16 protein-coding genes and 1 pseudogene are annotated in these 22,805 nt (G+C 63.1%); 2 read left to right on the top strand and 15 right to left on the bottom strand.

The features are described from left to right. The 11 genes from tssL to tssA form a co-directional block, all read right to left on the bottom strand. Window positions 1-1,329 carry a type VI secretion system protein TssL, long form gene (gene tssL, locus FJ930_RS12320; protein ID WP_141837871.1) on the bottom strand — a complete coding sequence of 443 codons (1,329 nt, stop codon included), beginning with the start codon at window positions 1,327-1,329 and terminating at the stop codon, window positions 1-3. Between the two features lie 4 nt (window positions 1,330-1,333). Further along, window positions 1,334-2,668: a type VI secretion system baseplate subunit TssK gene (gene tssK, locus FJ930_RS12315; RefSeq protein WP_141837868.1), complete on the bottom strand. Its 1,335-nt coding sequence runs from the start codon at window positions 2,666-2,668 to the stop codon at window positions 1,334-1,336. 39 nt (window positions 2,669-2,707) lie between these two features. Beyond that, window positions 2,708-3,160, bottom strand: a complete 453-nt coding sequence (tssJ, locus tag FJ930_RS12310; protein WP_140744467.1) for a type VI secretion system lipoprotein TssJ — start codon at window positions 3,158-3,160, stop codon at window positions 2,708-2,710. A 3-nt stretch (window positions 3,161-3,163) separates the two neighbouring features. After that, window positions 3,164-4,621 carry a type VI secretion system-associated FHA domain protein TagH gene (gene tagH / locus FJ930_RS12305; protein ID WP_141837866.1) on the bottom strand — a complete coding sequence of 486 codons (1,458 nt, stop codon included), beginning with the start codon at window positions 4,619-4,621 and terminating at the stop codon, window positions 3,164-3,166. Then, the gene (gene tssG, locus FJ930_RS12300; RefSeq protein ID WP_141837864.1) at window positions 4,618-5,685 is read right to left on the bottom strand and encodes a type VI secretion system baseplate subunit TssG; all 1,068 of its coding nucleotides are present in this window, start codon (window positions 5,683-5,685) and stop codon (window positions 4,618-4,620) included. Before tssG ends, tagH begins: the two co-directional genes overlap by 4 nt. Then, a complete protein-coding gene (tssF, locus tag FJ930_RS12295) occupies window positions 5,649-7,523 on the bottom strand; it encodes a type VI secretion system baseplate subunit TssF (protein WP_140744470.1) in 1,875 nt (624 codons plus the stop codon). The genes tssG and tssF overlap by 37 nt, the downstream gene beginning before the upstream one ends. A gap of 1 nt (window position 7,524) precedes the next feature. Beyond that, entirely contained in the window at window positions 7,525-8,277 is a 753-nt protein-coding gene (tssE, locus tag FJ930_RS12290; protein ID WP_141837862.1) for a type VI secretion system baseplate subunit TssE, read from the bottom strand. Then, window positions 8,264-8,713: an Hcp family type VI secretion system effector gene (locus tag FJ930_RS12285; protein WP_181176420.1), complete on the bottom strand. Its 450-nt coding sequence runs from the start codon at window positions 8,711-8,713 to the stop codon at window positions 8,264-8,266. Before FJ930_RS12285 ends, tssE begins: the two co-directional genes overlap by 14 nt. Window positions 8,714-8,795: 82 nt before the next feature. Next, complete coding sequence (gene tssC / locus FJ930_RS12280) at window positions 8,796-10,301, bottom strand: type VI secretion system contractile sheath large subunit (RefSeq protein WP_140744473.1); 1,506 nt, start codon at window positions 10,299-10,301, stop codon at window positions 8,796-8,798. 3 nt (window positions 10,302-10,304) lie between these two features. Continuing rightward, the gene (gene tssB / locus FJ930_RS12275) at window positions 10,305-10,841 is read right to left on the bottom strand and encodes a type VI secretion system contractile sheath small subunit (protein ID WP_140744474.1); all 537 of its coding nucleotides are present in this window, start codon (window positions 10,839-10,841) and stop codon (window positions 10,305-10,307) included. Between the two features lie 5 nt (window positions 10,842-10,846). Then, window positions 10,847-12,022 (bottom strand): type VI secretion system protein TssA, encoded by a 1,176-nt coding sequence (gene tssA / locus FJ930_RS12270; protein ID WP_140744475.1) that lies wholly within the window; start codon window positions 12,020-12,022, stop codon window positions 10,847-10,849. 327 nt (window positions 12,023-12,349) lie between these two features. Here tssA and tssH point away from each other — a divergent pair, with 327 nt between their 5' ends. Then, window positions 12,350-15,184, top strand: coding sequence for a type VI secretion system ATPase TssH (gene tssH, locus FJ930_RS12265; RefSeq protein ID WP_141837860.1), 2,835 nt, complete (start codon window positions 12,350-12,352; stop codon window positions 15,182-15,184). A 334-nt stretch (window positions 15,185-15,518) separates the two neighbouring features. Here the strand turns inward: tssH and FJ930_RS12260 are convergent, their stop codons facing one another. Beyond that, a complete protein-coding gene (locus FJ930_RS12260) occupies window positions 15,519-18,140 on the bottom strand; it encodes an EAL domain-containing protein (RefSeq protein WP_141837999.1) in 2,622 nt (873 codons plus the stop codon). A 204-nt stretch (window positions 18,141-18,344) separates the two neighbouring features. On the opposite strand from FJ930_RS12260, the pseudogene FJ930_RS30825 reads away from it, so the two are divergent. Next, a pseudogene (locus tag FJ930_RS30825) lies at window positions 18,345-18,422 on the top strand (integrase); the annotation flags it as partial. Window positions 18,423-18,653: 231 nt separating this feature from the next. On the opposite strand, the gene FJ930_RS12255 reads toward FJ930_RS30825, so the two are convergent. The 3 genes from FJ930_RS12255 to FJ930_RS12245 form a co-directional block, all read right to left on the bottom strand. Beyond that, entirely contained in the window at window positions 18,654-18,959 is a 306-nt protein-coding gene (locus FJ930_RS12255) for a hypothetical protein (RefSeq protein WP_140744477.1), read from the bottom strand. A gap of 358 nt (window positions 18,960-19,317) precedes the next feature. Beyond that, entirely contained in the window at window positions 19,318-19,860 is a 543-nt protein-coding gene (locus tag FJ930_RS12250) for a sarcosine oxidase subunit gamma family protein (protein ID WP_181763358.1), read from the bottom strand. Next, on the bottom strand, window positions 19,853-22,801 hold the full coding sequence (locus tag FJ930_RS12245) for a sarcosine oxidase subunit alpha family protein (protein ID WP_141837858.1): 2,949 nt from the start codon (window positions 22,799-22,801) through the stop codon (window positions 19,853-19,855). Before FJ930_RS12245 ends, FJ930_RS12250 begins: the two co-directional genes overlap by 8 nt. Window positions 22,802-22,805: the final 4 nt, after the last annotated feature.

The raw sequence follows: 22,805 nt of genomic DNA, 5'->3' as shown, positions 1-22,805 counted from the left end.
TCAGAGCCTCTTCTCGACCAGGACTTCGACGCGCCGGTTGAGCGCGCGGCCCTCGCGCGTCGAGTTGTCGGCCACCGGATCAGAGTCGGCGCGGCCTTCGGAATGGATGCGCTCCTGAGGCACTCCCGCCTGCACCAGGATCTCCGCTATGGTTTGAGCACGTGCCTCCGAAAGCCGCTGATTGCTCGCGAGCGGATTGGACCGTTGCAGGCGCACATTGTCGGTATGACCGACGATTGTGATGTTTCCGATCAGCTCCTGATTGGCGAGGATTACCTTGGCGATCGACTCGATCAGCGGCTCATAGCCTTGGGACAATGTCGGCCGCGAGGATTGGAAGAGCTCGGGGTTGGAGGACTGGATGATCAGCTTGGCCAGCGAGACGCTCTCGGTGCCGCTGAGCGCGCCCTTGAGGTTCGCCGGCGCTTCGGCCTTGAACTCGGGCAGCAGCGCGAAATCCACCGGCTGTGGCGGTTCAGGTTCGGGAGCATCCTGCTTGGGTGCGGCGCGGGTGACGTCGCCACGTGAGGCCGGCGGCAGCGTGCGCACGAGCGCGGAGAGTTCGACCGCCTGGCCGCTCAAGCCCATCGACAGACCGATATAAGCGGCGGCGGCGACGACAACCGCGGCAAGCGGCATCACCCAGATCGGAACGATGAAGCGCTGCGGCTCGTCTGAAGCGCTGACGCCTTTCCAGTTTGGCGACAGCGGCGCGTCCTCGGCGTCCGCATTGCGCAGGAAGCGCGCGGCTGCCACACGCACGGCATTAAGCGAGCGGTCACCGGCGCGGCCGGGCACCCGGTACTTGCCGCGGAAGCCGAGCGCCAGACAGTAGTATTGAAGCTCCAGCATCTCGCGGTCACGGTTCGGATGACGCTCGAGCTCGTCAAGGCGGGTGAAGAACTGGGTGCCGGCATCGACGTCGCCGCGCAGCATGACCACCAGAGGCTGGCGCGGCCAGGCGCTGGCGCCGCCCCATGGCGTGTTGAGCGCGAGATCGTCGAGCAAGGCCGCCACGGCCCAGGCCGCCTGGTCCGCGCGCTCCAGCGAGGAGCCCGCTGCCATCGCGGCGTCGCGCGCCTGAACCAGTTCGTCGAGCAGGCGCGTCCGCATCACTTCCGGGTTCTCCGGCGCCAGCGCGCTTTCGAGCTCGGGCGCGAATTCGAGCAATGGCGCGAAGATGTTGATGAGCGTGTTGGGATGAGCGCGCGCCCTTTTGACCGGCGCGCCCGGTACCAGCGGCGCCATCGGCCGTGGCGCGGCGCCCGACAGCCTGATGCGGGTGCGCTCGCGATCCTCCGACAGTCCGAAAGGATCATCCCGGCTCATGGCCTCACCTGTTCACTGAATAGCAGTCGACCTGCGGCTCGCTCGGCAGGACACCGGAAACGCCAATGACGAAGCCGGGGGCGTCGAGCAACGAGGCCCAATGCTCGCTTTTCTGATCCAGTTCCAGGCACAGCCGGTCGCCATCATAGGGAATCTCGCGGGGCTGCGAATGAAGCGGCTTCAGCGGAATGCCCGGCAGGCGGGACTTCCAGAGCCCTTCGAACTGATCGGCGGCGCCGACTGTCGCCTGGTTGACGAAGATCTTGCGCAGCGCGTCTTCCGACAGTTCCGATCCGACGCGGATGACGATGCGGCTGGCGACCAAAAGCTTCGGGTTGTCGATGCGCACTTTCCAGACGTTGGTCGCGTGCCGCATCACCGGCAGCGCGCGCGATTTCGGCTCGATGTAGCGCAGGCTGAGGATGAGCGAACGCAAGGCGTCCGCCAGCGCCATATAGGGGGGGCCGGGTGCCATGTGGTCGTAGGCCGGCAGTTCGCCGAGCCGCCGCGAACTCGAGCCGTAGGTTGCCATCTCGCCGGCGAGTCCAGCAAGTTCGAGATAGAGTTCGGCAGGATGGAAGACGTCCTGGGCAAGCATATGGGCAAGCCTTGGGCGAGCGGCATTGGCGAGGTGCAGCATCAAAAGGTCTTCGACGCTGCGGCCGGCGCCGCCCATCACCATCTTGCCATGCGCTTCGGCGATCTGGTCGAGGCCGGTGACGACCTCCTGCAGCAATTGCCGGTACCAGTGGACCGCGCCGGTGATCAGCGTCGGCGGCAGGAACGTCTCGTCGAGCGAGACGCCGCCGTCGGCGCGCACACCTTTTATGTCGGCGATCGGCAAGGCGGTATAACCGCCGACCGATTTGCCGGGCGCAATCAGGGTCGCTTGCGGCCGGGCGATCTCGATCTCTTCCGGATCGGCGCCGCTCTGGACGGCGTCGCGCACTGAAACGACCTTGCCGTGATAACGCGCGCCCGTCGATGCCGCATGCGCCGGGTCGAATCCGACGCCACCGGGCGGCTCGAGCGGCAGTGCGATCAACACCGGACCGGCACCGGTGTCGGCCGTGACCGGCAACGGCTTCGGCGCATCCATCAGTTCGGGGATGGAGAAAGGCGTGCCGTCCGGGAAAATGCCGCGGGCGGACACGATCGAGACCTGGCCGGCGTCGAGCAGCGATTGGTCGAGGGTCAGTTGCTGGAAGCCGAAAGTATGGAGCTGGCCGGCCTGCAATGCGCCGCGCACCATGCCCTCGAAGAACCGATCCTGCTGCTGGAAGTGCTGGGTTCTGAGAAACAGGCCCTCCGACCACAGCACCCTGTTTGCATCGCTCATGCCGCTACTCTCTGCACGCAACCATCTGCTGCTTTGCCGCTAGGCGGAAATGCCGCCCTTGCCGAGGCTGACGTTGATGGTGAATTTCGACCCAGGCGACACCGACTTGGTCGTGCGCCAGTTGCGTCCGCCGGGCTCTCGGATCAGCGCCACAAAGCCAAGCGCCGTCGCGTTCGGCTCGACGGTGATGGTCTTGGCCGCGGTCTTGCCAGGCGCGACCGAGATCGCGTCGGAGCCGATGAGGTCGGCGCCGAGCGCCGAGCCCGCGTTGCCCTGCAGCGCGAAATAGTCGGCCGAGTTGAACTTGCCGGTGCTGGCAAGCCGCATCACCAGAACCGTCACCGGCCGGTCGCCGCCGCCCGGTCCCGGATTCATGCCGGCGCCGCCGGTCACGTTGACCGAAATAACCGATGGTTTCGGCGGGCCGCTCTGGCAAGCCGCAAGCAGCCCCGTAGCGCCGAGGGCAACGACGAATTCACGCCTGTCGATCATGTCCTACTCCTCTTCATATGCGTCCCTGAAGTCCGCGCCGATCTCGCCCAGGAAACTCGATTCCGCACTCTGGGCGATGTCGCGATGTCGTTTCCGGTAGAGCTCCCACAGCTTGGCGTTGCGCCCGCCGGAGAGCAGATTGCCGATGGCGGAATTCGATTTGAGCTCTTCCTCGATCACGGCCGGATCAAAACGGTCGATCATGCGCCGAAGTGCGGCCTGAACGCCGCGCCAGGCGCGTACGTGATGCTGTGCAAGGTCCCTTACCGCGTCGCTGATCGCCGCCTCGCCGGAGAGAAAGCCCGGACTGCGTTCAGAGATGATGGTGACGATGACATCCTCCACCGTCGGCAGGAATTTAAGCGGGTTGACCTCGGAAGCACCGACCACCGTCTGGGCGACGCGGGCGCTTCCCTTCTCCTCGGCGCGCTTGCGCAGGAGTTGCATCAAGCCATCCAGCATCAGCCGGTATTCGCGCCCGAACTTTTCCATTTCGGCGATCGCATCGCGGCCGGGAAAATCGGCCTCGTCGACGCCCATCCCGCGTAAGAATGCGGCACGAAGCGCCATATCGGCGGAAGCAGGCCGTGCGGGGTGCGCCGGCTTTGACGCTGGAACGGCGCGGCGCGGCGGCGGTGACGCGGCTTCCTGCGCCGGCATATCCCAGGGATGCGCGGCTCGCGGCTTTTCAACCTGATGGTGCGCACGTCCTGCCAGGTGGGCGCCGTTGGTGAGAGGCGGCGTCACGCCCGGTCCAAAGCTGAAATCGTCATCGAGGCTGGCCGGCTTTGCCGCATGCCCGGGCGCATCGTTGCGCGAAGACATTTCACCAAACCCGAACGGATCTGGCTGACCTGGAGCAGCGGCACCGCTGGAGTCCGGCGTCGCCACCGGGTCGAGGCTGAACGGATCGTCAAAGGCGGGCGAACTGCGTTGGCTCGATGGGCGGTCATAAGCCCCGGGAACAGGCTGCTCGAAGGGGTTCGGCAGATCCGCCGGGCGCGGCGGCCGCGGCTCTTCCTCGACCTTGGCCGAGAAGAAGTCGTCGCCGCCGATGCTGGCCGGCGTTCGCGCTCCCGGCGATGACCACGCAGGCATGGGATGGCTGGCGACCGGGGCAGGGCCGATCGACGTCTGGCTCGCTTTGGATTGGACCTCGACATAGACCACATAGTCGCCCATGCGCAGCCGCATGCCGCTCTGCAGCCGCATCGACCGGCCAACTCCTAGAGGGCTGTCGGAATCGTCGACGAACAATCCGCTGCTCGACGTGTCGGTAACGAAATAGCCATCCCGGTCGCCGCTGATCTTGCAATGCGCGCGCGAGACGAACATGTCCGGGTCGTCGATCTGCCAGCCGGCATCGGCGCCGCGCCCGATCACCAATTCGCCCTCGTCCAGCCGGGTCTGCCTGACCACTTGCGAGCGCGGCCCTTGTTCCAGCGTCAGCAGCAGGCTCATGCGGCCGCCTCCGCCATTTCCGGCCGCCAACCCACGATGGTGCGCAACCTGAGATCGTCGGCGTCACCCTTTTCGGCGGGCCGTGCCAGCCAGGCCGTCCGGCCAAGCTGGACAGTCCCGACCCGTGGCGGCGGCACGGCGTCGCGCGCGAGCACGATGCGCAGATCGACGTCGAGCGTCTCGCCGATCATGTCGTTCACCGCCTTCTTGAAAAGGCCAAGACGCCGTTCGCCGGGCAGGAACGACTTGAAGTCGTCAAGGCTGAGCGGGCCGACGCGCAATTCGATCCTGCTTTGGCGGCTGAAGACCCGCGGCCCAATCGTCGCACCGCGTCCGAGACCAGCATAGGCCTTGCCGAGACGCGTCTGCAGCGCCGTCGGTATGGTGATCCAGGCGGCGACGAATTCCTTGATCTGCACCGGTACCTTGAAGGCGGTGGCGAGAAACAAGGTAAGCCGCTCCACGCCGTCGACCTGGTTGGCGAGCGATCCGGCCTGTCGCAGTCGCACAGTGTCTAGTTCGGGATCCTGCGTGCCGGGGAGGCCGATCCCGGACATTGCCTCCAGCATGCCGCGAACGCGCCCGCCGACGGAACGCTCGACCTGAACCGCCGGATGCGCGTCAGCCCAGGCGCGGTAGTAAAGCGCCATCATGCGGTGCTGCAGGATGTTGACGAAATCGACGAACGTCGTGTCGCTGGTCTGCTCGGCGTCGGCCCCCGTGAACCAGCGCTGCGACAGCCGGTCGAGCACCCAGCGTGTCAGATGCAACGGCATCGGTCCTTCCGGTCCAAGCAGCCCGAGATTGGCGACGGTTACCCGCGCCGGGGCCTTGCCCCCGGCGTCCTGGAGCTTGACGACGTCCCGGGCCGAGAAGCTCAGGCGCACATGCTGGCCAAGTCTCGCCGGCTCTCGGTCGGCCGTTCCGGAATGGCCGAACAATCCACGGCGCTGCTCCAGGCGTCGCAGCAGCTCGAAAAAATCGAAGCCCTCCGACAGCGGTTCGGCTGCGACCGTTGCGGGCTCCTCTAGATCAGGTAGCGATTGCCGGGCGTCATCGGCCATGGCACATCCTCCTGCCTCTGCAACAACCGCGTGCGGGTCCGCACAAATCCGTTTATCCCCGCATGGCGGGCGAACAGCCGCGAAAGCAGGGCCGAAAGCAGCAGCGAGCTTTGACCCGCCAGCACGGACTGGTCGACATGCAGTGTTACCTCGGTGCCGCGTCCGAAACACATTGGCCCGTCGATCTGGAGCCGCTCGATCACCGGGCGCGAATCGATACGGACGATCGAATGCACGTTGCGGGCAAGGCCCGGATCGCCCCGATCGGCATAGAGGTCGAGCAAGGCATGCAGCGGATCGACGCCACGGCCTTCCTGGGCAAGGCTGAGGAAGTTGAGAGAGAGCTGCGCCACCAGCCGCCAGGCGAGGTTGTCGGCGCGGGATTCGCCTTCGGCGCCGGCCGGCAGGGACGCCGGGATTGCCGGCTGCGGCGCCCGTAGTGCCCCGAGCAAGCGTACCGCTTCGACCGGATCGGCCGTCTCCAGCGTCAGCGTCGGCGTATCGTCCAGGATCGGCAGGTCGCGGTTGGTGCAGAGCGCCGTGATGTCTAGACGCTTGAGCGGCCGGTTTGGCGCGCTTCCTGCCGGGCGCGAGACGGCGATAAAGACATCGTCGCCCGTGTAGGAGGTGCGGGTCAGGCCCTCGCGCCGCTCGTCTTCCGTGGCCCGGCGCGGCCGTCGCTCGGTCGAATAGACCCAACCGCTGCCGCTGTTCTGCCCCAGGCTGAACAATTCGGGAATTGTCGCCTCGCCGCTCTCCGCGTCGGCATCCTCGACCCGGGAGACCCGGAAGATCTCGAAATCCCGCGCGCGGGTGCGGTCGGCGTGCAGAACCTGACGCGTTTTGCGCGGATCGATCTCGATGACGTTGCATTCGCGTTCGAAGAGATTGATGACCGGCGTCACGAACAACTCGAAATCGGCGGCCGTCACATCCGCGAGCTCGGGCACGGGACGGCGGAACAGGAAGATGATCTCGATCCCCGCATCGCACTTGCGCACCACCGGCTGGAGGCCGGCGACCCGCACGTAATGGAAGCGCTCCGGGATCATGAAATATTCGCGCAGCAGCCGATAGCCCTCGAAGGTCGGACGGGTGCGCGGCATCAGCGCTTCGTCGTCGCGGATGCCGATCATTTCGGGCTCGGGCAGCGCCGATAACCGATCGGTCTTGCCTTGCGCCCGCGCGCCGACGGCCGAGCAGGCGCCGAAGATTGCATCGAAAAGCAGCGGCGCCTTGGCACGCCCGGCGAAATAAAGGTCGAGACGGTCGAGCGACAGCTCGCTGAGCTTGCCTTTTCCTGTCCGGGCGAGGGTGACGCGAAACGCCGCCTCGCCGCGCACATCACCGATCGGCGCGATTCCGGCGGCGGCGAGCGCGCTGCGATCCTGGAAATAGTTGACCGAGGTGATGGCGATCGGCCACAGCGTGACCTCCTGCGCGGTGGTGAAGGTGGAGCGCGTCGAAAGCCCTGGATGCAGGCCGGAGACCAGTCGTGTGCCGCGCGCGACGGCGTGGCCGGTGATCATCGACTGCACCTGCTGGCCGGGTTTCAGCACAGCCATCGCCGTCGCCGGCGCCGGCGTCACCAGATCCGGGTAAAGCACATCGAGCACGGCGCGCGAGAAGCGCGAGCGCTCCGCGTCGACCTTCAGACGGGTGCGCGCGGCCAGGAAGGCCACGCCGTCAAGCAGGCGTTCCACATAAGGGTCGGGACATGGGACCGTATCGAGGGAAAGATTACGGGCAACCGCCGGATGCATGTCGGCGAATTCCGCGGCTAGCGCCCGGATATGGGTCAGTTCTTCTTCGTAATACTCCACGAAGACCCGATCCATCTCAGGTCTCCCGGAATTCGGTTCGTGCCAGGCCGTTGTCGAGATTGATCGTGGTGCGCAGCCGCATACGCTCCGGTGTCGGGGCCATGATCAGCACCGCGTCGATCTCGATCTTGAGGCCGACGTTTTTGTCGCCGAGCGTGACGTTGACGGTCGTGGCGCTCTCCTTCAGGCGCGGCTCGAAGGTGGCGAGCACCGCCCGGATTTCGCGCGCCAGCGCATCGCGGTCGAAATCCCGCGACGAGCGGCCGGAAAAGGACGGCACGCCATAATTGACCACGCTGCGGCGTACCTCCGGAAAGTCGGCGAGCGACGGCAGCTCGTCCAGGGGCTGTTCATGTTCGGCGTCGGAGAGCATCGGTACGGATTCGAAACGCTCGGTGTTGAACAGGGCCTCGATGTCGCGCCGCACGGCTTCTCTCAATACGCGCGCCGAAACGACCACGCCGCGGCTTTCGACTTCGGCGCGATGCTCGGTCTGAAAGGCCAGCCGGTGCAGGCGCCGTTTCTGCTCGGATGTGAGTTCGGCGTCGGTATCGATGGCGCGCGCGCTACCGACAAGAAAAGCCTCGACGCGCGCGTCGCCGAGTTCCTCATCCAGCAGACGGCGCAGCCCGTCGATCTCCGACGTCAGCCCCGGCAAGTCGTTGACGAGGCGGTCCCAGAGGGAAGGCTGGACCGCCTCGCGCTTTGCCCGCGAACTGCCGGCAAACTGCGCCTTCGCGCCGGGCCGCTTGGCCTCACTTGCCGACATAGACGTCCATTTCGATCTCGTCGTCCTTGTCGTAGACGAACTTGATCTTCTTGTAGGCGAAGCTGACTTCTTCCTCGATAAGGTCCGCCTCGTCGGCGGCCTGCCGCATATCGTATTCCATGATCGAGGCGTCGGAGAGCGTCACGACCAGATAGTCGCTGGTCTCGCCGTCAATAGTGCGGCGTGCCGAAAACACCACCTCGTCGAGTGCCTTGTTCTCGAACAGGGCTTTCTTCAGATATGGCGACGACTTGTCGTAGTGCTTGAAGAATTTGATCATTCCCATCGACACACGGCCGCGTCGCGAAAGCGAATTCGGATCGTAGGGCGCCATCATCTTGTAATCGACGCCATGCACTTCGATCTCATCTTCATGGCCATCGCGCTTGCTCGGGCCCTTGATATCCGGAACTTTCAAAAACCCATCAATCTTCATTGAAGGAGCCTCGCTTCTCTCTGTGGTAGGCATTGTCTTTCTCCACCGCGTTCAAACGACACAAGATGACTTCGCTGCGATTTCAGCCCTTCACCGACGGCAGTTCCGACACCAGCCGGAGGGAGGCGTTGATGCCTTCCAACTGGTAGTGCGGACGCAGATAGAAACGGGCATTGTAGTAACCGGGCCGGCCTTCGACGCTGTCGACCTGAACCTCGGCCGCGGCAAGCGGGCGCTTGGCCCGCGCCTTGTCGTCGGCAAAGGCCGGATTGGCCAGCACGTACCGGTTGATCCATTCGGTCAACCAGATCTCCATGTCGGTGCGTTCCTTGAACGAGCCGATCTTGTCGCGCGCGATCGCCTTGAGGTAATGCGCGAAGCGCGACACCGGGAAGAGGTAGGGCAGGTTGGCGCTCAGCCGTTCGTTCGACTGGGCGTCGGGGTCGACCAGACGCCCGGCGCGCGTCTCGTCATCCTGAAGCGAATGCGCGCCGATGAAGGCTGCGAGATCGGTGTTCTTGCGATGCAAGATCGGCATCAGGCCGAGCTTCGCCAGTTCCGCCTCGCGCCGGTCGTCGATGGCGACCTCGGTCGGGCATTTCATTGCGATCGAACCGTCGTCCGTCGGGAACGCGTGAACCGGCAGGTTGAGCACCGTGCCGCCATTCTCGACGCCGCGGATCTGTGTTCCCCAGCCATACAGCTTGTGGCTGCGGTTGATGTTCACGCCCATCGGGAAAGCGGCGTTCATCCAGACATATTTGTTGTGGTCGCCACCCACCTCTTCCTCGAAGGTGAAGCCCTTCACCGGAACGGTTTCCGAGCCGTAGGGCAGGCGTGCCAGCACGCGCGGCATGGTGAGCCCGATATAGCGTGCGTCCTCGCTCTCGCGCAGCGACTGCCATGAGGCATAGGACGGATTGTTCACGATCATCTGCAGGTCTTGCGGGTTCGGCAGTTCCTGCCAGCTGTCCATGCGGAACAGCCGCGGCGAGGCGGCCGCGATGAACGGCGTATGCGCCGAGGCACAGACCCCGGATATGTTGCGCAGCAGGCCGACGTCGCGCGGATGGTTGGAGAACTCGTAGGCGCCGATGATGCAGCCGATCGGCTCGCCGCCCAGCATCGAATACTCGTCCGTGTAGACTTTCTTGAAGACCGGGCTCTGGTCCCACATCTGGCCTTCATAGTCTTCCAGCGTGTCGGCCAACTGCTCCTTGGAGATGTTCATCACCCGGATCTTCAGCTTGGTATCCGTCTCGGTGTTGTTGATGAGGTACCAAAGACCTCGCCAGGTGCCTTCCATCTCCCGCACTTCCGGGGCATGCAGGATCTCGTTGACCTGCGTCGTCAGCATCTTGTCTATGCCCGCGATCAGCGATTTGATCGATTTGATCGCATTGGACGAGATGCTCGTCGTCTCGGAACGGGACTGAGCGGCCAGCGCCAGGTTGCGCACCAACTGCTGCAGCTTCTCACTGTCGTCCTTCTTGACCTTGAAATCCTTTTCAAGGAGGCCGCTGAACTCGCCAAGATCGATGGCTTCCGCCTCGGCGGTAGCGGCTGCGGTCTTTTGCTGTTCGGCCATGACTTACTCCTCGCCCTTGCCGTCAGATATCGCCTGGCTGGCGATCTTGCTCAGCAGCGGCTCGTTGTTCAGAAGCTGCGCAATACGCTTTTCGGCGTCGACGCGGCCATCCATGAAGCCCAGCAGTTCCTCGAGTTGACGGCGCATCTTGAGGATCTCGGCCAGTTGCGGCACCTGCTCGGCGATCTTGTCCGGCGCGAAATCACCCATTTTGGAGAAGGTGAGATCGATCGCCAGTTCCTCGTCCCGCTCGGCGCCTTCCGCTTGCGGCAACGTGTTCTTCACGCGCGCCTTCACGCGCGGTCCCATCGCTTCCATGAATTTGGGGAAGCGATTGGCGTCGGTTTCGACGAAATTGCGATCCAGAACCGACTTTGACGCTTCCTTGGTCTGCGAGGCGCCGGAAAGGTCGGCCATGACAGCCATGACGAACGGCAACTCGATCGTCGTCGGGCTGCCGTAGGTTTCGACGTCGTAGGCGATCTGCACGCGCGGGGCGCGGTTTCTTTCGATGACCTTCGCTTTGCTCTCTGCTGGCATGCCTGTTACCTTTCATCCTTCTGGGCCGGCTTCTTGGGATCGGGGACACCGGCAAGCAGCCGGAATTCCTTCAGCCCCGACGGGGCGAGATCTTCCATCAGTTCCACGAAATCCATGTGCACCATCCGACGCACGCGCCGGGCGAGATGCGGGATAGGACTTGACGGTTCCGTGCGGTCGTAGAATGCGACCACCAGATCGAGGCATTTGACGACCTCGTCGCGCGAGCTGATCCGGTCAGGCAGGCCGGTGCTGGCTTCCACGGAGCTTGCCGCACTTGCCATCGTCTCGGCTCCATGACCGTTTCGGGGGGGCGTCGATGCCGGTTGAGACGCCTGGGGGGCAGGCTTTGCCTCACCGTTGGCCACGGCGCCGGCGCTGGAATTCCGCTCCAACGTCGTCAGCATGCGCTGCAGGAATTTCTTCAAATCCGGAATGGCCGCGCCATTGCCGTCGATGCGGGCATTGAGCGAGGTATCCACCGCCTCCAGCGCCGAAATCGCGGCGCGCGCATCGGCCAAAAGTGTCATGACGGTGTCCGCGGCCTGATCGATCTGCGCCGCGCATCCTGTGCGAACCCGGTTCAGCATCTGGTTGTGGGCGGCCGTCAGCGCCGCCTTTTCGGCGGTCCCAAGGCCGGAAGCAGCTTCCTGGAGCATGACGCGCTCGTCGAGCGCTGCCTGTTCCAGATCTCGCCCGCTGATCGGCCCGATCGCGCGCGGTGAGAAGAAGACAGTCTGCCTAAGGTTCGCCAGCAGGCCTTCCTGGCCGTTCTGGAGGTCAAGCAAGGCATTGATGCGTCGCAGCGCCGCCTCGCGCGGCGTGGCACCTGTCCGCAAGGCCGGATGCATCGTATCCCAATACTGGTCGAAAGTCCTTGCGATCAGGGTCAGCCCCTGGGCGAGGCCTGCGAGCCTCTCTTCATTGGCCAGAGCGCGCGTGACGATGACCAGAAGGCGCAAATCCCGGCCGCGCGACTGCAATTCTTCCGCTTTTTCGAGGACGGCCGCCCAGTCCACCGAGATGGTCGACTGCGAAGCTTTGTTGCCGCCGTCGTGGATGACCTTGAGCTGGGCTTCCGTGAGCCGCTCCAGCTCGTGGAAAGCCGGGTCGTTGCGTAAATCCTCTCCCGACGGATTCGCACCGTCCAGAGGATTCAGCCAGAGTGCTAGATCAATCACACGTACCCCCAGCAGGCGGCCCCGTGACTCCGATGTGACGCAACGTTATCATCGGTCCCACGCCACGACAATTGAACACATGCTCGAAAACTAACAGAAGCTGAATGCTTCACTTATCTCTCGGCGAAACCCGTTGGGCGACTGGCGGACCAGGCATGTAAAATGGTTCGCATGGTTCGGACCGCAATCGTTGCAGGAGTGTGCAAGGTTTGTGTAACCGTGCGGTGCCGCCCGGATAAGGTCCGAAGAACTCGCTCGTCATACGGCTTTGTCAAGCAGCCGCTTCTATGGCAGGGTATGGCCAGCAGATTTCGGGGGCAGGTCCAGATGGAACAGCGCCGGTCGTCGCAAAGTTTCAAGCGCAAGGAACTCGTTGCGAAGCTCAATCCCACGGGGGTGCGCGCGTTCAAGGCTGCGGCGGACACGGCCAAGCTGCGCGGCAACCCCTATGTCGAGCTCGCCCATTTCGTCCAGCAACTGGTGCTGTCCGAGCGCTCGGATGTGCAGATGATCGTCGCTGATGCCGGGCTGGATGTCAGCCGGCTGACGGCGGATATGACCCGCGCCATCGACAAGCTGCCCTACGGCGCGACCTCGGTGGAGGAATTCTCCGACCATATCTTCCACGCAATACAGGAAGGCTGGAACCTGGCCACGCTGGAATTCGGTGTCGAGGAGGTACGCAGCGCGCATATTCTTCTCGCCTGCCTGAAGACACCGGTGTTGGAAGGGCTGGTTTCGAAGATCAGCGCTGAATTCGACAAGATCGACGCGGACGGGGTCATTGCCCGCTTAGCCGATGTCACTGAAGGCTCGCTCGAAGCTGGCTCGCCTCCCGCCGCCGCTGCCACCGAAACACCGCTGAAACGCGGCTCGGGCGGGGATTCGGCGCTCGCCAAATACGCCACCGACCTTACTCAGCGCGCCCGTGACGGCAAGATCGATCCGGTCGTCGGCCGCGATCCTGAAATCCGCCAGATCGTCGATATCCTGATGCGGCGCCGGCAAAACAATCCGATCCTGACCGGAGAGGCAGGTGTCGGCAAGACGGCGATTGTCGAGGGCTTCGCCTTGCGCATCGCCGAGGGCGACGTGCCGCCGCCGCTTCAGAATGTCAGCGTGCGCATGCTCGATGTCGGGCTGATGCAGGCTGGTGCCAGCGTCAAGGGCGAGTTCGAAAAGCGGCTGAAGGCCGTCATCGACGAGGTGCAGGCTTCAGGGACGCCGATCATCCTTTTCATAGACGAGGCGCACACACTGATCGGCGCGGGCGGCGCGGCGGGAACCGGCGACGCGGCCAATCTCCTGAAGCCCGCCCTGGCGCGCGGCGAGCTTCGCACGATCGCCGCCACGACGTGGGCCGAATACAAGCAGCATATCGAGAAGGACCCGGCGCTGACCCGTCGGTTCCAGACGGTCAAGGTCGAAGAGCCTTCCGAAGCGGTGGCCGTGCTGATGTTGCGCGGTGTCGCCGGCGTTCTCGAGCAGCACCACCAAGTGCAGATTCTTGACGAGGCGATCGAGGCTTCGGTTTCCCTTTCACACCGCTACATCCCGGCCAGGCAGCTGCCGGACAAGGCGGTCAGCCTCCTCGACACCGCCTGCGCCCGCGTTGCCGTCTCGCAGCACGCCACGCCGGCCGAGGTCGAGGACATCCTGCGCCGCCGCCAGGCGCTCGAGGTGGAGAAGGGCATCATTGGCCGCGAGGCGGCGATAGGCATCGACGTGACCGACAGACAGGCTCGCGTGGAAGCCGGGCTGGCGGAAACCGAAACCGCCCTTGCGGCAGCGCAAACACGCTGGGATCGGGAAAAGGCACTTGTGACCGAGATTCTCGACCTGCGCGCCAAACTCCGTGGCGAGGGCATGCCGCTTGACGTTGCGGAGAACGGAGAAACTGCTCCGGGCGAGCCTGTCGACGCGCCAGCGGCCGAAGCGCATGAAAAGAAGGCATCTGGGGCCAAAACGCCGGAGTCCGAGGCGGCTGAACCCAGCGGCTCGAAGACAAGGTCAACGACAACAAAAGCGGCGAAGACGGAGCCCGGTCCTGCTCATGAGCCTGCTTCTTCATCGGATGCCACCGCTGATCTGGCCCGACTGCGCGAACTGATGGCGGAACTTGCCGAGGCGCAGGGCGAGACCCCGTTGATCTTGCCGTCGGTCGACCGCAATGCCGTGGCGGCCGTCGTCCAGGACTGGACCGGCATCCCGACGGGACGGATGCTGTCCAGCCAGACCGAGAAGGCACTCAATCTCGCCGCCACCTTGTCCGAGCGCGTGGTCGGTCAGGACCATGCCATGGAGATGATCGCGAGACGCGTCCAGACCAGCCGCGCCGGCCTCGGCGCGCCGGAAAAGCCGGTCGGCGTCTTCCTGCTTTGCGGCCCGTCCGGCGTCGGCAAGACCGAGACAGCCCTGGCGCTGGCCGAAACGCTTTATGGCGGCGAGCAGAACCTTATTTCGATCAACATGTCCGAATTCCAGGAGGCGCACACGGTCTCGACGCTGAAGGGCGCGCCACCCGGTTATGTCGGCTATGGCAAGGGCGGCATCCTGACCGAGGCCGTGCGGCGCAAGCCCTATTCGGTGATCCTGCTCGATGAGGTCGAGAAGGCGCATCCGGACGTGCACGAGATCTTCTTCCAGGTCTTCGACAAGGGTATGATGGATGACAGCGAAGGCCGTCGGATCGACTTCAAGAACACGCTGATCCTGCTCACGTCGAATGTCGGCTCCGAGGTCATCATGGACCGCACGAAGAACGGCACCTTGCGCACCGGCATCGACGATCTGGACAGCGCCTTGCGTGGTCCGCTGCTGAAAGTGTTTCCTGCCGCTTTCCTTGGCCGCGTCGTGACAATCCCTTACTATCCGCTTTCCGATGCGATGATCGAGGCGATCACCAGACACCAGTTCGGCAAGATCGCGCGGCGCCTCAAGGCAAGCAACGACGCCGAGCTTGTAATCGGCGACGGTGTCATGGACATGGTCAAGGCGCGCTGCACCGAGATAGAATCTGGCGGGCGCATGATCGACGCCATCCTCACCAACACGCTGCTGCCGGAACTCAGCCGCGGCGTGCTCAATCGCTCGCTCGAGGGCAAAGTGACAAAAGTTGTCGTCGGAGCCTCGGCGGAAGGATTCACCTACTCTTTCGAATAGACTTCGATTGGGTTGGCCGTTCGTGCATTCGCACCGACAAAGCGCATTCCTATGGCTGGCCAGACTGACCATCGGTGCACAATGCGTTCATCTCGATGGCGCTTCGTCCAACGCACTCAGCTTATTGCCGTGGACGGTCGGCCCAAAAGCAGTCGACCATCAGTCGGGCAGCTATTGCTGACATTTATGGTCAATTGCACGACGCCTTCGGAGTCGGGTCACGAACCGGCTGCTTTATCCTTGACGCTTCCGGAAGGCTGCGGAGCTATCTCCTTGCGGACGTTCTTCCATATTAGTCCGGAGCCGTGATGCTTGTCGCCGGCGTGCGTCAATCTCAGGATGCTGCGCGCATTCGCCGGCTGCTTAAGAACTCCATGATCTCTCGTGCGCTCATCGGTCGGCTAAGCGCGTAGCCTTGCAAGATGTCGCAGCCCAAATCCTTGAGGATCTTGGCCTGCTGCATTGTCTCGACACCTTCGGCGATGACCTCGACCCCCAAGGACCTGCCAATCTGCACAATCGATTCCACGACCTCGCGCTGCGGGGCTGACTCGGCGATCGGACTAATTAGCTGGCGTGCAATTTTCAGCCGTCGCGGTTGAAGTTTGAGCAAGCTGACAATCGAGGCATGCCCGGTGCCAAAATCGTCAATTTCAATGTCGATTCCAAGTTCCTTGATCTGGTTGACGTTCCAAACCACAAGCTCATCATTATCGTCGAGGAAGATCGATTCAAGAAGCTCGAAAGAAACGGTTCCTGGTTTTATCGAGAGTGACGCAAGACTGTTGATCAGCTCCTCGTCCTGCAGCCGTTTCGCAGAGACGTTCACCGAAGCGCGCGGGACCAACAGCCGGGCTCTCTGCCACTGATCAAAGTCGCGGAGAGTTTGTTCGAGTATCAGTCGGTCAATAATCGAAACGACATTCAACTCGTCCGCAATTTTTAGGAACCGGCCTGGTGGCTGGAGGCCGTCGATCGGATGGTTCCAGCGCGCCAGCGCCTCAACGCCGGCAACCTCTAACGTTTTGGCGTCGAACTGCAGCTGATAGTGCGGAACAAATTCGTTGCGTTCCAACCCTCCGAGGATCTCATCGGCCACCCGTTTGGTCCGAACGATCTCGGACTGGAGATCTTTGGTGAAGAACTCATACCGATTGCGTCCCCGCCCCTTGGCTCGATAGAGAGCTATGTCCGCGTTGACCATCATGCGTGGGCCGTCGATAGGACCGACCGCATCGACCGCGATCCCGATGCTGACCCCAATACGGCACTGGTGGTCCTGATAGGGAACCGGCTGCCGCAATCTCTGTATGATCCGGTCGGCCAACTGCTTGAGTTGGTCTATCGAGATGTCGCGGCTGCAGACTACGACAAACTCATCGCCTCCGACTCTGGCAACGAAATCCGCCGACCCAACAGTCGATGTCAGCACCTTCGCGGTATGGATCAGCACGGCGTCGCCGACGGCATGGCCAAGCGTGTCGTTGATCTGTGTAAAGCGATCGAGATCAAGATGCAGAAGCGCGGCGCCGCTGCCAGCCGTCGACACGGTGGCGTGGGCATCAAGCACGGTGTCGAGGTGGCGGCGATTTGGAAGGCCGGTCAGCGAATCATGAAGCGCTGCGTGCTCGTTGCGCGCCGTCGCCGCCTCCAGCTGTGCATTCCTCGTTTCGGCGAGGTTCTTTGCCCGTTCCAACTCCCGCGTCAGGGCCACGTCCGCCGTCACGTCCCATTCCGCTCCGACCATTTTGTGGTCGGTACCGTCCTTGTAACTCCTGGCACGCGCGCGAAGATGTCGAGTAACTCCATTGGGAAGCATCACACGATATTCCGAAGAGTATATGCCGGTCGCGACCCCCTGTGCGAAATCCCGCTTAGCCCGCTCGAAATCGTCGGGATGGATCGATCTCGACCACTCTTCGAAGGTCCTCGGTTTGCCATCTGCCGGCTTTCCATAGATTTCGTTCAGGCGGTCGTCCCAGTATATGATGTCGGAGTCGAGATCCTGTTCCCAAACGCCAATTTGCGAAGCATCGAGCGCAAGCTCCAGCCTCTCTGAAAGCTGGGCAAGCCGTCGTTCGCTGCGGCGCAGATCGGCGTAATGCTTATGTCGTTGCTCGAAAAGCCGCCCCGCAATGACAATCGGAACCACGACCAGAGCGCCGCCGATGAGCATTGCCAATCGCAAAATCCAAGCGTTCCGGGGCGTGGCGTTCCAGCCCCCCTTGGGAATGGCGGAAATCTGCCACGATCCTGTCGGCAACCGCACCTCGGCGGTGACGGGATTGTCTTCCGCCACGCGCGCGGGACCAAAAAATCGCGCGCCGCTTCGGCCCAGGGCGTCCTTGCCCGTCAGAGCGATCTCGATCGACCGTTTCTTGTCTAAAAGACCGCTGTCCTCGTACAGCTTCTGAATGTCGATTGCGGCGGTCACTATGCCCCAGAATGCCTCGGTAGGGCGGTCACGATCAAGGAATACCGGGAATCGGCCGACAAACGCCTGACCTCCTTGCTTCAGCTGCACGGGGCCGGCCAACACCAGTTGTTTGGTATCGCGTGCCCGAAGTACCGCTTCCCGCATGTCTTCATCCTTGCGAAAGTCCAATCCAACGGCCTTTTCATTGCCCTCCATTGGATACATCAAAGAGATGACCAGGCCGGGGGCAGCGGCAATGTTTCTGAGGCGTGTCTTCTCGCGAAAGAGGCTCTCTGCCAGTTCGGCAAAGCGGGCTTGGCTCATATTCGGTTCGGTAACGATCGTCGCGATCAGACCACGCGCCAGTTGAAGGTCTCCATTGACATTGCCCTCGAGATTGGCGCGAACGAGGTTCATCTCCTTCGCCACGTCAACCCGCAATGCCTGTTCGGCAACAATGCTGTTTTGATGGTCGGCAAAAACTCCCGCGATCAACAGCACGACAAGGGCTATCACTGCCGGAAGACTGGTCCAGCTCATGAAGGCGCGGAAGCGCTGATGAATGGCAAATGACAAGGTGGAATCTCAGCCGGCGTAACTTCCGATCGGTGCACGATAAAGGACCAGACTTAATCGAATCTTGGTGTCCCTGCGCAAAGTTTAGAAAAGGCACACCTTGGAGACCAACGCTTATCTGGCAGTCCGGACGATGGATCGACGAGGAAAGCAATCGGTCGAAAGCCCAAGATCGCGAATACGGTTCGTTATCTTGGTGTGAATGTCGAAGATGCGCTCAGCCTAGCAGAGGCAACGGAGATCTGATCTTGGCAGCCACTCGGCCCTACCAAGAGGCTGTCATGCGCCTCGATATCGAACGTGAGCCAACCACCTCCTGGTGTCAAAAGCTGTCATCTCGCGATCAATTGAGGCGGTTGGTTTGCACCAGAAGCAGACGATGCGAAGTCGAATCCCGCGATCTGCATTGGTCAGATCTGCATTGGTCAGCATCGGGCAATCCCGCCAGCCTCAGTGCTCGGTTCGGGCCACTGCCAACTACTGGGCGCCGGGCGTCCATTCGGGCAGCGGCGCCAGGCTGCGGTTGAACTGCTTCCACCACATGGCCTCATCTATCTCGCAGCAGGCGCGAAGCATGGTGTGCGCCTTCTCGAAAGCCTGGGTGGCGAGATCGTCGAACGTCATCTGCGCATCGTACGGCACCGACACCACCAGTTCCTGACCTGTCTGTGTACCGCCTTCGTCGACCTGAAGATAAAGCCAAACGACGAAATGCGCGCTTTGGCCGCTTGCGTCCGCATTGCCAATCTTAATGCGGTCGATGCCTGCTGCGGTGACTTTCATGCGGGACCTCTTCATTCGATTCGCAGTGAATCCCAGAAGTCCGCAGCAATCAGGAAGGTTCCGTAGCCGCTGTCCCTATGGTGAAGTATTGATGAAGAGCTGGTTAGGCACTGTCGGCTTTCTATGAACCTCACCAGGGTAGGCGAACCATCCAGAACCAGGAGCAAGTCGCAAAGACGTCTCCTTGGCGCCCACAGGCGGACACCCATCTCGTTTCCAGGGGCTAACGTTCAACGGAGGCTCCGGATGGCTTTGTTGGTGGGTTTTGGCGGTCGACAGCCTCTGTCGAGCGATCCTCGACGTGATTACTTCCAAATCCCCGGTTGGAAAGGGTTCCATCTTGTCGGCCAGCGGGCAGTCAATTTCGCGCTTTAATTCCAGGCGAAGAACGCTTGCTGACGCTTTCGGCGATCCAGTCCGCAAGGCTGCGCGCAAAGCTTCGCGGCACGATCATGTCGCAGCCAGTCTCGCCGGTGCGCAGGACGAGCACCGGCACGTGATGAAAGGCCGTTTGCAGCGCGCGGCCCGGAGCCGAGACAGGCGAGCACCAGTCGACGGCCATGCAAGTGGAGAGAATATCCAGGACGTGTGCGCCACCCAATCTGAAGCGCACCCGTCCGTCGTCGAGGTCGACGGAACAACCCAGCCCGGCATCGATCTTCAGGGGCGGTGGTTTTGCACCCGCCTCGCTCACTAGCCAGAGGCGGCGCGGAGAGACCCGGACGATGAGCGTGTCGGCACAACGGGCCGTCTCGCCGACGGAGACGGGCAGGGCGGTGCCCAGCAATTGCGAAACACTCAACTCAAATCGGGCCTGCATCCCATCCCAGGATTCGATCTGAACGATCGGGCAATCGGCCACCGACAGATTGACTTCATTCAATGCCAAGGCCTCAGCCATGCAGCCGCTCCCCCTTCGGATCCAGAAAGACGGGCGAGACGACGCGCGCGCGAACGATTTCGGCTTTCATCGGATAGGCGGCGAGGATTTCGCTCCCCTCGACCGCGACGTCGCCGGCAAGCAGGGCCAGGCCGACATAGCGGCCGAGTTCCGGACTGAAGGTCACCGACGTTATCCGGCCGCGCCCATGGCCGGCGATGGTGTCGTCAGGCATGAACAAAATGGCGCCGCCCCGCAGGCGCTTGCCCTCCTCGGCACATTCCAAACCAACCAGACGCTGGCGATCGGGAGCCTGAAACGCCGGGCGATGCCGCAGGACCTCACCTACGAAGCCGGTGCGCTTGCTCGCCATGCGGCCAAGGCCAAGATCATCGAGCGTGGTGCGGCCATCGATCTCCGGCCCGGCGACGTGACCTTTCTCGACGCGCAGCGCGCCGAGCGCTTCGACACCGTAGGGTTTCAGGCCAAACGGCCCACCCACTTCCAGCAGCCGGCTCCAGAGCCGTTCGCCATGGCTCGCGGCGACATAGATTTCATAGGCGCGCTCGCCGGAGTAACTGAGGCGGATGATACGCAGCGTCCGTCCCTCGGACACGGCCTTGATGACGCCCATATGCGGCAGCGCATCGTTCGAAACGTCGAGCTCCGGAAAGGCGGCGGTGAGGATATCCCGGCTCTTCGGGCCGGCAAGGGACATCGCCGCCCATTCGTCGCTGACCGAGGTGACGGCGACACGCAACTCCCGCCATGCGGTGTCGAGCAGGAATTCGAGCCGCGACTGCACATCGGCCGCCTTGGCGGTCGAGGTGGTCATGAAGAAGCGCGTTTCCGAGAGCCGCGTGGTCGTGCCGTCGTCGAAGACGATGCCGTCATCGCGCAGCATGACACCGTAGCGGGCGCGGCCGACCGGCAGCTTGGCAAAGCCGTTGGCATAGACCCGGTCGAGGAAAATGGCCGCGTCCGGGCCTTGCACGTCGACCTTGCCGAGGGTGGAAATATCCATCAGACCCGCGGCGCCGCGCACCATGCGCATCTCGGCGACGTAGGCCTCATTCACGTCGCGGCCGGCGGCGCGATAGAAATACGGACGCATCCACAGCCCCACCTCGAGCATCTCTGCGCCATTCGCCATATGCCAGTCGTGCATCGGCGTGCGGCGAACCGGCTTGAAATGGTGACCGACGGCGCGGCCGGCGAGCGCACCGATGGCGACCGGTGCATATGGCGGACGAAAGGTCGTGGTTCCGGTTTGCGGGATCGTCTCTTGGCGTAACGCCGCCATCGCTGAAAGTGCGGCAAAATTACTGGTCTTGCCCTGGTCGGTGCCCATGCCGAGCGTGGTGTAGCGCTTCAGGTGCTCGACCGATTCATAACCCTCGCGATGAGCAAGCTCGATGTCCTTGGTGGTGACATCCATTTGGAAATCGATGAAGGCTTTCCCGCGCCCAACGAAGGAGATCGCAGGGAACGCGTCGGCTGCGGTTTCGCCGAGATCGAGCCTCGCGGAGGGCGGTGGCGTTGTAGATTTTCCGCAGAAGATTGCCGCATCGGTGCCGGCGCGGTGTCCATCCTCGATGGCATTGGTGGTCGAGAAGCGGCCAATCATCGCGCCCGCGCCAAAATGCCCTGCCGGAAAGCCGCCGGGAATGAAGCCGTCCAAATCGTCGCGATAGACGGGTTTGACACCGAGATGCGCGGTAAGATGCACGGTCGGTGACCAACCGCCGGACATGCAGACGAGATCGCAAGGGATCTCCGTATTGCCGTCCGGCCCGGTAAGCTTCGCGCCCCTGACCGCATGGCCGCCACGCAGATCGGCGATTCGGGTCCCGGATCGGATCGCGATGTTCAGGCGCTTCGCTTCCGCGATCAGACCGGCAGGCGAGGCGCTGCGCTGATCTGCGACTGTCACTTGCGCACCGGCGGCGGCAAGGTCGATGGCAGTGCGATAGGCGCCGTCATTGGTGGTGGCAACGAGGATACGTCTCCCAGGCAGAACGGCGAACCGGTTGAGGTAGGTCCGCGCGGCCGATGCCAGCATGACACCCGGCCGGTCGTTGTTGGAGAACACCAGCGGCCGCTCGATGGCACCGGCCGCCAAGACGATGGAGCCTGCACGAAGCATGGTGAAGGCCTGCCGTGCGTCGCCTTCCACCGCCGGATCGTCGTTTCGTTCGATCAGACCCAAGGTGTTGCCGTCATAGGTGCCGAACGCCATCGTCTTGCGCAACACGGTGACGTTGGACAGGCCTGCCAGTTCGGTCACGATTATCTTCAGCCAGGCTGCCGCTTCGCCATCGGAGCGCTCCGACAGCAGCTGGCCGCCGAGCAGGAAATCCTGCTCGATCAGGGCGACGCTCGCGCCAGCGCTTGCCGCTGCGCGCGCCGCCGAAAGGCCAGCAGGGCCGCCGCCGACGATCGCCACGTCGGCAAATGCGTGGCGCATCTCGTAACGGCCGGGATCGGGCTCGGTGCCAGCCCGGCCCAGGCCTGCCGCCCTGCGGATGAAATGCTCATAGAACATCCAGGCGCGCCGCGTCGGTCCCATGAAGGTCTTGTAGTAGAAGCCGGCGGAAAGGAACGGCGCCAACAGCCCGTTGATGCTCTGCAGGTCGAAGGCAAGTGACGGCCAGCGGTTCTGGCTTTCGGCAGACATGCCTTCCGCCAGTTCGAGCGTGGTGGCCGGCAGGTTCGGTTCGCGCCGTCCCCCACTCCCGAGGGTGACCAGAGCGTTCGGTTCTTCGGGGCCGGCCGAGAAGATGCCGCGCGGCCGGTGATATTTGAAGCTACGTCCGGTGAGTGTGATCCCGTTGGCCAGCAAAGCCGAAGCCAGCGTGTCGCCTTGGTAGCCGTTCAGCGTGCGGCCATCGAAGCTGAAGCCAATCGGTTGCGCACGATCGATGCGGCCGCCTGCTGGCAAACGTCTGTCATTCGAGTTCATGCTT

It is taken from the genome of Mesorhizobium sp. B2-4-15, from assembly GCF_006658505.1.
Lineage (GTDB): Bacteria > Pseudomonadota > Alphaproteobacteria > Rhizobiales > Rhizobiaceae > Mesorhizobium.
Note: the sequence above shows the minus strand (reverse complement) of the source record. Positions and strands in the feature narration are given on the sequence as shown.